The sequence below is a fragment of the Alkaliphilus oremlandii OhILAs genome (assembly GCF_000018325.1).
GTDB classification, from domain to species: domain Bacteria; phylum Bacillota; class Clostridia; order Peptostreptococcales; family Natronincolaceae; genus Alkaliphilus_B; species Alkaliphilus_B oremlandii.
In genome coordinates, this window is the sequence record NC_009922.1 from 3,094,486 (window position 1) to 3,106,489 (window position 12,004).

Annotated in this window: 13 protein-coding genes; 2 read left to right on the plus strand and 11 right to left on the minus strand. The window is 34.3% G+C overall.

Features of this window, described 5'->3' with window-relative positions:
- Positions 1-25: 25 nt before the first annotated feature.
- From CLOS_RS14970 to CLOS_RS14985, 4 genes are all read right to left on the minus strand, one after another.
- A complete protein-coding gene (locus CLOS_RS14970; protein ID WP_012160682.1) occupies positions 26-904 on the minus strand; it encodes an AraC family transcriptional regulator in 879 nt (292 codons plus the stop codon).
- Positions 905-993: 89 nt separating this feature from the next.
- A complete protein-coding gene (locus CLOS_RS14975; protein ID WP_012160683.1) occupies positions 994-1,449 on the minus strand; it encodes a GNAT family N-acetyltransferase in 456 nt (151 codons plus the stop codon).
- Between the two features lie 56 nt (positions 1,450-1,505).
- The gene (locus CLOS_RS14980; protein WP_198006302.1) at positions 1,506-1,904 is read right to left on the minus strand and encodes a hypothetical protein; all 399 of its coding nucleotides are present in this window, start codon (positions 1,902-1,904) and stop codon (positions 1,506-1,508) included.
- A 188-nt stretch (positions 1,905-2,092) separates the two neighbouring features.
- On the minus strand, positions 2,093-2,656 hold the full coding sequence (locus CLOS_RS14985) for a pyridoxamine 5'-phosphate oxidase family protein (RefSeq protein WP_012160685.1): 564 nt from the start codon (positions 2,654-2,656) through the stop codon (positions 2,093-2,095).
- Between the two features lie 289 nt (positions 2,657-2,945).
- On the opposite strand from CLOS_RS14985, the gene CLOS_RS14990 reads away from it, so the two are divergent.
- Positions 2,946-4,016: a hypothetical protein gene (locus CLOS_RS14990; RefSeq protein WP_012160686.1), complete on the plus strand. Its 1,071-nt coding sequence runs from the start codon at positions 2,946-2,948 to the stop codon at positions 4,014-4,016.
- A gap of 178 nt (positions 4,017-4,194) precedes the next feature.
- On the opposite strand, the gene erm is transcribed toward CLOS_RS14990, so the two are convergent.
- The 7 genes from erm to CLOS_RS15025 form a co-directional block, all read right to left on the minus strand.
- Positions 4,195-5,076, minus strand: a complete 882-nt coding sequence (gene erm / locus CLOS_RS14995) for a 23S ribosomal RNA methyltransferase Erm (RefSeq protein ID WP_012160687.1) — start codon at positions 5,074-5,076, stop codon at positions 4,195-4,197.
- An 827-nt stretch (positions 5,077-5,903) separates the two neighbouring features.
- Positions 5,904-6,383 carry an NUDIX domain-containing protein gene (locus CLOS_RS15000; protein WP_012160688.1) on the minus strand — a complete coding sequence of 160 codons (480 nt, stop codon included), beginning with the start codon at positions 6,381-6,383 and terminating at the stop codon, positions 5,904-5,906.
- 87 nt (positions 6,384-6,470) lie between these two features.
- Positions 6,471-6,902, minus strand: coding sequence for a DMT family transporter (locus CLOS_RS15005; protein ID WP_012160689.1), 432 nt, complete (start codon positions 6,900-6,902; stop codon positions 6,471-6,473).
- A gap of 181 nt (positions 6,903-7,083) precedes the next feature.
- Entirely contained in the window at positions 7,084-7,683 is a 600-nt protein-coding gene (gene recR / locus CLOS_RS15010) for a recombination mediator RecR (protein WP_012160690.1), read from the minus strand.
- A 34-nt stretch (positions 7,684-7,717) separates the two neighbouring features.
- The gene (locus tag CLOS_RS15015; RefSeq protein ID WP_012160691.1) at positions 7,718-8,062 is read right to left on the minus strand and encodes a YbaB/EbfC family nucleoid-associated protein; all 345 of its coding nucleotides are present in this window, start codon (positions 8,060-8,062) and stop codon (positions 7,718-7,720) included.
- 33 nt (positions 8,063-8,095) lie between these two features.
- The gene (dnaX, locus tag CLOS_RS15020) at positions 8,096-9,787 is read right to left on the minus strand and encodes a DNA polymerase III subunit gamma/tau (RefSeq protein ID WP_012160692.1); all 1,692 of its coding nucleotides are present in this window, start codon (positions 9,785-9,787) and stop codon (positions 8,096-8,098) included.
- An 83-nt stretch (positions 9,788-9,870) separates the two neighbouring features.
- Complete coding sequence (locus tag CLOS_RS15025) at positions 9,871-10,998, minus strand: DUF5711 family protein (RefSeq protein WP_012160693.1); 1,128 nt, start codon at positions 10,996-10,998, stop codon at positions 9,871-9,873.
- A gap of 260 nt (positions 10,999-11,258) precedes the next feature.
- Here CLOS_RS15025 and yyaC point away from each other — a divergent pair, with 260 nt between their 5' ends.
- The gene (gene yyaC, locus CLOS_RS15030; RefSeq protein ID WP_012160694.1) at positions 11,259-11,852 is read left to right on the plus strand and encodes a spore protease YyaC; all 594 of its coding nucleotides are present in this window, start codon (positions 11,259-11,261) and stop codon (positions 11,850-11,852) included.
- Positions 11,853-12,004: the final 152 nt, after the last annotated feature.

The following is a 12,004-nucleotide window of genomic DNA, read 5'->3' on the forward strand; positions in this document are numbered from 1 at the left end:
TTTTATTGAGCTTTTTTACAACAGCTTAAACCTGCTGCTTTTTTGAAACAGGGATCCATATTTCACTTCTAAAATTTGCTGAATCCATATCCTTACTTTCATTCCACAAAATTTCAGGACCTTCTGCTAGCTCATAATTTGAAGAAGGAAACCATTCAGAATAAATCCGTCCCCATGTTTCTTGCAATGTTTTAGGGAAAGTCCCTACAGATTCAAAAACTGCCCAAGTTGATGCCGATACTTCCAGCCCATGCATATTACTAGGACATTCTTTAGTAGTAGCTACACCGATATAATGATCCAGCTGTCCCTTTTCTTCCATTCGACCTTCATCAAAATTTGCAGAAGCCTGAATAATTCCTAATGGCTCTACGTTTGAAAGTTCTTTTAGTTCGTGGATAATTTCTTTGACATCTACCCACATAGAAGCAATGTGGGGATTAACACCCTCAAAAACGATGGGCACTCTCTTCTTAAGGCCTACAATAGAAAATCCTTCTTTTTCTTCAATACGATAATTCATTTCATTCCCTCCTCTAATTGATAGCTGGAAGGTCATAGGTGGAAAGGCTTTTAGCTGTTGTCCATTATTCCTTGCTTCTGAAGGGGTGATACCATGCAAGCTCTGAAAAGCTCTCGTAAAAGAATCTGGAGAATTGTATCCATATTTAACTGCCAAATCAATTACTTTTATATTGCTATTGTTTAGCTCAAGAGCTGCAAGGGTAAGTCGCCTGCGCCGAATATATTCTGACAGTGTAACACCCGAGAGAAAAGAAAACATTCTTTGAAAATGATATTCTGAGCATAGGGCCAATCTAGCCACTTCTTTTAAATCAATCTCATCGAGAAGATTCTTTTCGATATAACTTAAAGCTTCGTTCATGTTTTTTATAGAATCCATCAATATGACCTCCTCATACCAATATGATAACAGGAGCTTTGCAGGAGCATCCGATATTTTCTGCACAAGAATGTAGGGTTTGACAATTGTTATATTCGTATTTTCTCAAACTCCGTGATATAAACATCTGAACGAATTTGAATATCTTTTTTCTTTTTATAACCATTTTTTAAATATAAATTAACGGCAGGAAGGTTTTCTTTTCCTGTACATACGATGACCTTCTTCACATTACTTTCAAGTTCTTCTACGAAGTTTATCATTTTATTAGCGATACCCTTTCTGAAAAAAGAGGGGTGTATTGCTATTCTGTGTATATCTAAAGCATCTTCAATAACTTTATATGAGATGATTCCTGCTAAGGAGTCCCCGATTTTATACCCATAGAAAATTTCATCACATCCTTGTAAACGCTCTATGGTATCCTTTAGCGGTGGTATATCGTCGAATCCTATAATTTCAGCTTCTATTTTATATGAGATCTTTTGCAATTCTATTATATACTTCACAGTTTGTACATCCTTTAAATCTAGTTTTTCTATCACTTTTTATTCTCCCTTTACTGCAAAAATATAGTTCACTATGCTCATAACGAATCAAATTATTCGATAATTTTAATTGAAGTCAATGGAATGGTTATAATCTCATCATTAAAGTTTATAAGTACGGAAACATCCTTATAGTTCCGCTCTAAATATTTACTAGAATCAAAGGAGCCCTTATACATACCGAAGTGTGGAAATTTATCTTTTACTATTGTTAGTTTATCATTATACACTATTTGATCCTTAGCCAAAATATCAACGGAGATTTTAGAAGGTGGTTCAAAATCCTCTGTTACTAATGTAACTACTAACTGACTATTGTAACCTATATTCATGTTTAAAGATGCCTTCCATCCATCATTTTCTCCGATCATATCAACGGTCGTATTTTTTCTCATAGGAGATCTTGTACTATAAAAAATTAAGCTTACTACCACAAGTATAATTATTGCCATACCTTTTGAGAAACTTCTTCTCACCAAGACTCCCCCCTTTGCGGTTCTTATTTATCCAAAGCGAATAACATTTTACTTGCAGGCTCTATTTCTTCTCGCTTTCAAAAATTATTTGATACTCATAAGCAGTTAAAACTCCCATTTTTTCCTTTGGTGGAACTACAACTTGAATTCATCTTCCGTTAATATTATTCCATTCGTCCCCATTTCATTTCTTTACCATATTGATCGTATTTCTTTCTCTTGGTCTTGATCTCTGCTATCTCTATCTTATATACGTTGGTCCTTTTTAAACCTGATTGAATCGCCATATGAAAATATTCCATTTTTGTTGGTGTATACTTTTCACATAGAAGCTTCATAGCTTTAATTTTGTCTTGTTCGCCTTCTAATAAACTTACTTTACCTTTTACAACTGCAGATTCATATTCTGTTGTAAAAACACTGCTGATCAGTAATACTGCCTTTGATTCATCTTTCGTTATTTCATCTAATTCCTCTTTCGTATAGTTTTCTGGAATCTTTACTTCCCCAACAAAAACTACATGAACATTGGGGTTTCTCTCAAAAATTTTTACTTTTTTCCCATCCATAGCGGAATGGAAATATAACGTATTTTCATCTCTAACAATGGAAAGTGGAATACTATAAGGCTTATTTTCTTCATCTACCATGGTCATCACACCATATCTGGCCTTGTCTATAATTTCAATTCCAAACTCCGCACTCATTTCTCGATCTTTTCTTCTCATAATCTTTCCCCCAAACCCTAAATTATTTTGAATTCATTATTTACTTCATATTCTATCTAAGGAATTCAAATTCCTCAAGTACATAAATTAGAAATATCAGAAGAAAGAAAATCTTTACAACTCAATAAAGTCAAAGGGTCTGAATTTACTAAGTCGGATCGTAAGATACTGAACTACTTTTAAGAGAATAAAATTGAGAATAATTTACTATAATGATATAATAAGGTTGCCATGAATTTACATTAGTCTTAGATACATAAATTTTTATATTTTGCGAGGTGACTGATTGATGAGAAGAAAAAATGTCTTTATAGCCTGTATCCTCTTGATTATGATGATATTATCTGCTTGTTCCGGCATATCCACTCAAAGTAATCTACCTGAGCCTTCACCACAACCTACAGGTAAAATTTATTTGTACGGAGAGCATCACAGCGTAGAAAAAATATTGAATAAAGAGTTTGAGCTGTGGTACGACTATTATCATGAGGACAATATGAGGCATCTATTTGTAGAGTTTCCATACTATACTGCGGGATTTTTAAACCTATGGATGCAATCTGATAACGACGCTATACTCGATGAGGTCTATCAAGATTGGGCTGGCACCGCTTCATATTCTCCTGTTGTTAAAGAATTTTATAAAAAAATAAAAGAGCAATGTCCTGAAACGATTTTCCATGGAACGGATGTTGGACACCAGCATGATACCACTGGGCAGCGATTTTTAAAGTATCTTCAAAGTAGTAATTTAGAAAACTCAGAGGAATACTTACTTACCAATAAATCCATTGAACAAGGTAAACTTTTTTATAAGAATTCTGATGATGCCTATCGTGAGAATATGATGACGGAAAACTTCATTTATGAGTTTAACAAAATCAGTGACGAGGATATTATGGGGATTTACGGTGCAGCTCACACTGGACTTGAAGCGATGGCCTATAATGCGCCCACTGTTCCTTGCATGGCGAATCAACTAAAGCAGCATTATGGCCATATCATCCATTCGGAGGATTTAAGCTATTTAGCAAAAGAAATTGAACCTCTCAAGGTGGATACCATCCGTGTTCATGGAAAAGATTATGAAGCCTCCTATTTTGGAAAGCAGCCTCTAACATTTAAAGACTTTACATCTAGAGAGTTTTGGCGTTTGGAGAATGCCTATGATGATTTTTCTGATCAACCAACAACCGGCGATGTGCTGCCTTATAACAATTATCCCATGGTCATAGAAACAGGACAGATCTTTGTGATAGACTATACAAAAGCAGATGGCTCTAGCACCAGGCTGTACTACCGATCTGATGGGGATATATGGCAAGGTAAACCTACTACTGCAAACTTTACAGTAGAATAACTCCTTATATTACAGACAGCTGTATCTGGTCTGAAGCTAAAAAATAAAGCAGGAGATTCATAGATTTTATCTATGAATCTCCTGCTTTCAAAAAAACTTTATAGACTTATTACAAAACTTTATTTCCTTCCTATAAAATGTAATATGGAAATAAAATCATACATAACCTGCCCCCTCTTTATTTTCTACTTCTATGCAATTTATCTATTTTCTTCTGATCTTTCATAAGTTTTAAATATGCACCATCAACTAGTTTTTTCTTTTCATTGGGTGCACCTAGACTAAAGTATTGAAACACACCTAACCATTGTTCATAACTTAAAGAAGTTGGGCTATCTGAAATATTAAATCCAATATTACAAGATAAACGTTTAATTTGATTATACGAAAAAATATCCTTACATCTAGCTTTCATATCTTTTCCAATATGATTAAAGATATAGGCAATAAAATCATAATATAGCTTCTCTTGATCCTGCTCTATTAATAGGTTTTCCCTTTTTTTTATATGCATAAATACACTATCAACATTAGGAATTGGATTAAAATCTGCTCTCTCTAAACTCCTAATTATTCTAAAATCAAAATATGGCTTAAGAAGTAAAGAACGCATACTTTCTCTATTGTAAGGATTACCCGCATATTTTAAAGCTGCTTCTTTTTGAAGAATAATATATATATCCTCTGGTGAATTATAGGAAGATGTTAACTTTGATAAAATAGCTGCAGTAATATTGTATGGGATACTAGAAAAAACCTTATAACTATGTTCTTTTGGCAGTTCAAATTCCAAGAAATCTCCATAAACTATTTCTATATTCTTTATACTAGAAAGTCTATTCCTAAGTTTTTTATATATATGGTAATCATATTCTACTACGTATAATTTCTTACACTTTTCTACCAGTTGTTCTGTGATGATACCTTTTCCCCCTCCAATTTCTATAACTATATCGTCTTTACTTATATTACTTTTTCTTATTAGCTCATTTACTAACTTTTTACTGTGTAGAAAGTTTTGTGAGTCTTTTAATTTGATCTTATTCTCTTTATGAAACATTAAATCCACCACCTTCATCATATTTGATGTGGATTCATGTATTGAATAATCCCTAGCAATAAAAATAAAAAAAGCTATAGATGAATAAAGTTATCCATCTATAGCTTTTTTATTTAAAATAATATTCTTTTGTTTTTAAAGTTTTATATTGAATAATATTACTCTTTGTAAATTATAATTGTTCTATAATTAAAGAGACTTTCCCCTGAGAATATATTAAAATATAATAAAATATAAAAATAAGGTTAGCTGTATGGGTCTTCATTACAAGAATCCACTAATATAAGGTACAACAAATAGAGCCTAGAATTTAGACAAATTACCTTATATTCAATCTATTTAGTTGTATTTATCTAACAACTAAATTACGAATTCTTATTGAAGCTATACCCATTTTTCAACTCTCCTTTCAATTATTTAAGAGTATTATATCATCTTCAACTAAATTTATCAATCGAATAAGAATAGATGATTTTACCGATCGTTATTAAAACATCTCAGGAGATTGTAAGTCGAATCCGATTGAACTCTCTCTAATTAATTCTTTTAATAAATTGTCATCGACTAAAATATACTCATCTCCTTCTTCTTTTATATTTAAGCAGTGTGCATAAAATAAACATTACACCTAGCTCCTGAATAAGCGAACAGGAACAAGAGATATACAAGTATATAACTTACTATAGCAATTACAGGCATCAATGAGGACTAAACAAAATTACCCCTATGCAGTACAGGGATCATCTCTTTAAAATAGCTTAGTCTTTTTTATTGTACCCTTACCCAAAGGATATATTTTAACAAGTCTACCGCTTCTTTTATCAATCTTAACCGTGCCCATGCTGAACATGCTCTGAACCTAAAAACATGGGGATTTGATCTCGAATAAATTTTATGATGTTTTCATTCAATACATTGGGTAGAAGATGGATCTTATGTAAATCCTCTACGGGTACCCATTCAATACCAACCTGCATGGTATCTATTTCTGTAGGACTTTCTACAGTATCACGAGCCAGCTCACACAAAAAAATATGATATATTTTGTGTGCATATTCCGGGTAGATCTCTCTCACCTCAACATCTTCACAGATCTCTTCAAATAATGCTACAAATTTCTTTGGAGAAACATGATATCCTGTTTCTTCAAGACATTCTCTAATTACTGCTTCATGTAATGTTTCATATGTATTTTGTCCTCCACCAGGCAATGAATAATATGCGCCATTATATTCATCGTAGCACTTATTTAGCAATACCTTACTTTCATTAAGAATCATTGCCTTTGCTACACTTCTAATACTCAATTCTAAGCGCCCCCTTTGTGCTTCACAGAATTGTATCTTTCTATTCTATTTTACTCCATGCTTTCCTCCTACCCTAGAAAAACCACGCTAACCCCTTAGTTTAAATACCACGATACCAGCAATCATGATTAAGATACCCAATGGTTTTGTAAAGTCAAATTTAATTTGCGGGCTATCGAACAGTCCATAAATATCAATCACTGTAGCGACGATCAATTGTGTTACCAGCAATATGGATACTGAAAAAGTAGCGCCCAACAGGGATATTCCTCTCATAACACTGTAGATTATGATGACACCAAATGCTCCCCCTAATAAATAAAGCTTATTTACCTCGCCAATCCTTTTTAAGCTTCCATCACTCCATAGAACCATTGCTGCAATAGCAACGATCAATCCCGTTGCATGTACGATTACTGTGGTTTCAAATAAGCCGACTTTATCACTGACACGGGTATTAAAAACACTTTGAAGACTAACAAAAATCCCTGCCAGAATTGAGAATATGATACCTAACATAAAATTCTACACCCCCCTAAAATATGGTACCTTCTATAAACATTCCCTTACGAGAATACCTTTGTTTTTAAAGACATTATAAAAACAGGGAAATTGTAGCTTTACAAATTCCCTGCTTGTATATATTTTTTTACTTGCTTTAAGTCGTTTTCTTTGTCTAATAACAGGAAGCAACCAGGATTTAAATCTCCCGTCTACCTTCCAGTGCCTTGGTTAATGTGACCTCATCTGCATATTCAAGGTCCCCACCGACTGGGATACCGTGAGCGATTCTAGAAACCTTGATTCCCATTGGTTTTAGGAGCTTCGATAAATACATAGCTGTAGCTTCGCCTTCTATATTGGGATTCGTGGCAATAATCACTTCATCTGCGGACTGAGCAGATAAACGTACAAGAAGCTCTTTTATTTTAATATCCTCTGGGCCAATGCCTTCTAAAGGCGAGATGGCTCCGTGAAGCACATGGTAATATCCTTTAAATTCCTTTGTTCTTTCCATGGCCACTACATCTCTAGGATCCTCTACAACGCAGATTAATAAAGGGTCTCTTCTTTCATCACTACAGATATTACATACCTCTTGGTCCGTAAGATTGGTACAGACCTTGCAGTATTTTATATTTTCCTTAGCCTTTACAATTGCATCCGCTAAATTATGTGCATCTTGTATGGGCATATTGATAACGTGAAAGGCTAATCTCTGAGCCGTCTTTCTTCCAATACCAGGAAGCTTTGTAAACTCTTCAATTAGCTGACTAATTGATGCCGAATAATAGTTCATAATCGATTACCCTCATTTCATTCGTTCGGGAAATTTAGAATAATCCAGGCATATTCATTTTTCCTGTGATTTTACCCATTTCAGAAGACATCATATCATCTGCCGCACGAATGGCTTCGTTCATAGCAGCCATAATTAAGTCTTCTAACATCTCTACATCATCAGGATCTACGACCTCTGGTTTAATACTGATTCCTACAATTTCCTTCTTACCTGTAATTTTAATACTAACAGCACCACCACCAGCACTTGTTTCAAGCACTTTTTGCTCTAGCTGCGCCTGTGTCTCTTCCATTTGCTTTTGCATTTTTTGTACTTGTTTCATCATGTTGTTCATATTCACTCCACCCATACCTGGGAAACCACCTTTTTTAGCCATAAAAAATTCCTCCTTATATATTATGATTCATTATTAATCCTCTACGACTTCTAGTATATCTTGCATTTCCTTAGGCAATATTTCTTTGAGCTTTTCCAATGGATTGACTTCTTCCTGTTCTTTTACAATAAAAAGCTGATCCTCCATCACAAAGGAAAGCCTCACATTCTGCCCTGTAAGTCTTTTTATTATACCATTTATATATTCTTTTGTCTTTTCTTTATCTAAGGCTTCTCGATGGAATCCAAATCCATCCTTAAAGCCGATGATCAATACATCTTTGTCCAGCTTCACTAAATTTCCTTCCATTAAGAGAGCTTGGATCTGGGCTTTTTTCTCTTTTCGAAGTTCCTCTAAAATCTGCTGCCAGCTCTCCTTAAGGGCATCGAAATTTAGTGGTGCTCCACTATGAACAGGCTCTTCTGCCGTGCTTTCATTTGCATCCACCGATGGTGGAGAACTTTCTGGCTGTTTATATTCTTGCTTCTCCTCTATGGGTTGAGTCTTATGACTGCTACGATTCTGTGGAGTAGAGATCTGGGACTTATTATAGTGGGGCTCTACTTTAATATTACCAGAAGCTAATTTCCTCTCTAAGTCTTGAACCCGCTCTATGAGCCCTTCCAAGGAGTCATCCAGCGCCTTGCTACATAGACCTACAATACCGATTTCTATTAAGGTCTTTGGCTGTGCCGAATATTTCAGCTTGCTTTCTATATCAGAAAGGTTATAAATGAAGGACGTTATTTGATTGATGGTAAATAAAGCGCCCTGCTGACGAAGTCTATCCTGTCTCTCTTCTGGTAGCGTCAATAGTTCATCCAGCTGTACATTCATTTTCGCCAGCAAAATGCTTCTAAAATGGCTGATAATGTCCTTCATCAGTATCCCTGCATCCTTCCCCTCCATAAGAATGTCGTTAATAAGGGTCAGGACACTGGAGGTATCCTTTGCTGCAATTTTATCCACTAAATCAAATATAAATTCATAATTAACCATTCCCAATATATTGACTACGTTCGTATATGTTAATGTATCTTCCGTATAGGATATGCATTGCTCTAAAATACTGAGAGCATCTCGAAGTGCGCCATCTGAATTCAGAGCGATTAGCCGAAGGGCCTCCTCTTCAGTTTTTATACCAATATCTTCACAGATGGATTCCAGCCTCTTCATTATATCATTGATTCTCACTGGTTTAAAATCAAACCTTTGACATCTAGATAATATGGTTGCTGGTATTTTATGCGGCTCCGTGGTTGCTAATATGAATATAACATAGCTAGGTGGCTCTTCTAGAGTTTTCAGCAATGCATTGAAGGCTCCTGTACTCAGCATATGAACCTCATCGATGATATAGATTTTATACTTGCCTTTGGATGGCGGATATTTCACATTTTCTCTAATTTCTCGCACATTATCTACGCCATTGTTAGAAGCAGCATCGATTTCAATAACATCCATTATATTTTCAGTTAGGATTCCCTCACATACTTCACATTGGTTACAGGGATTAGCATCTTCAGCACTCAGACAGTTCACTGCCCTAGCAAATATTTTAGCTGTCGACGTTTTACCCGTTCCTCTCGTACCAGTAAAAAGGTAGGCATGGGCAATATTAGAAGAACTTATTTGGTTTTTTAAAATTGTGATGACTTGATCTTGACCAATTACGTCTTCAAAAACCTTTGGTCGAAATCGTCTGTATAATGCTTTGTAGGACATTGTTTCACCTTCATTTCTCTTTCTTTTACTAGTATTACCTTATAGATAACTCCTTACAATGTCAATCCTAAATATTTCAAAATCTATTTTTTTCTGAACTGTAAAAAAGAAACCTTCTCTTTTGTTATTACCACAAATATTTCTTCCGATAATCCATAGCTCTTTAAGATATCGCTGGGATAGGGATATTCCAGTATGATATTTCCTTCTTTTCCTACTCTAAACACGGTTCTTAGGGAATATGCAATGATATCATTTTTAAAATTATCGATGCCTAGAATCTCATCCTTTACCTTCAACTCTCCCATGGATTTTCCGCTATAATCTATGGTTTTAATTTTATTTCCACCATTGGAGTAGATAATGCTGTTTTTATTGTGATCCTCTGTATAAAAGGTCATATAGTCTGTGTTGCTTTTACTGACATGGGATAGTTTCCCTTTAAACTCAGTTTCCCATTTGATCTTATTGTTTTTATCCATGCTAAATATATTGCTTTCATCAAAGACTAACAAATCTCCATTCTTATTAAAAAAGACATGAATTATAATATTGTTTTTAAAGTTTTCTATGCCGAGCAAGTTTCCTTTTAAATCATAGATCGATAGATTATTTTCCAAGCGTTCTCCATTGGTACCAATGGTACTGATGGCGACTTTATCATTTGATTTCGATATCGCTAAGCCCGTTACCATTCCTTCCGATAAAGTAATCTCACTACTTTTACTTCCGTTTTCATCCAATATGGTGATGTACTGTATTGGTCCTTCTACATTGTGATAAATGACAGCATAATTGTTGTCGCATACATTGATATTGCTGTAGGGCCTTGCTAAGGTGTTTTTATATATCATTTCACCTTTTTTATTAATTCGAATTACCTGATTCTTAGCTTCGTCTACGACAAATATACTATCGGCGCTTGTCTTAATGGTTGGCCGATGGATGCTCAGATTTGCACTCCATAGCTGTTCCCCTTTGTAATTGTAGTAAATCAAGATTCCTTCCCAATATTGTAGCAGTCCATTATCTAGCTTTTCATAAATAATTTGACTGCTATGGGTCGTTTCTATTTCGTTGATTAAAGATATTGTTCCTTTCTCTGTACCAAAGATTTTTCCTTTTAAGTACTCGATGGTTCTAGGATTTGCCACCGCTATTATCCCCAATAGGACTATTGCAATCATCAATATTCTTCTTTTATTCTGCATTGAAAATCTCCTCATAAATTTTTTGTTTCACATGAAACATATCTACAAATCTACTCTTATATACTTATAATATTCCATATATTTTATAAAAATCCTCCATGACTTTTTTCTCTTTTAAGCCTTCTTTCTCTGCATATTTAAAAAATTGGAAGCAATATTCTTATATTTTCTGTATTAGAAAGTCTATTTAGGAAAAGCTAATGGTAGTTACTGCTCTTCTATTGTTGGGCATATCTCTTATTAGTTGAAGGAGGAATTCTATGTTATTATCCAATTTGCAAAAATATGATTCTTTGAATATTGATTCGCCCATGGCATCCGTAGATTTTAGTATTATGCTCTCTAAATATATTGATCTGTACTATAAGCCTCCATTTAAAGACTTTGTTATTCTTTGCATTGGAACAGATCGCTCCACTGGAGATTCTTTAGGTCCCATTATTGGTCATAAACTCACAAGTTCAATTGAAAGGTATGCCGGGTTTTATGTATATGGTACTTTAGATCATCCCGTTCATGCAAAAAACTTACAGGAGAAGATCGACTTTATATACAATACCCTAGATCATCCTTTCGTTTTAGCTATTGATGCTTGTTTAGGAAAGATCGATCGAATTGGCTTTATTTCCGTAGGAAACGGTCCTTTAAAGCCCGGTGCAGGCGTCAACAAAACCCTACCACCTGTAGGAGATATCAACATCACTGGTATTGTAAATCTATCTGGATATATGGAATACATGGTATTACAAAATACCAGACTAAGTCTCGTAATGAAAATGGCGGATACCTTGGTAAATTCAATTAAATATTCTATCTGGAAATTGAATCAACAAAGATTGTTCTTAGAAAACTAAGACATTCTATTCGTTATAAAAAATTACATAATTTCCTTAACAAAAAAGATAAGAAGAAAGGAATCGTATAAATTCTCTTCTTCTTATCTTTTTCGATTTATTTTTAAAGTTCTTGGAGATTCTTTTTATAGTATCCATTCATTATTTATTGT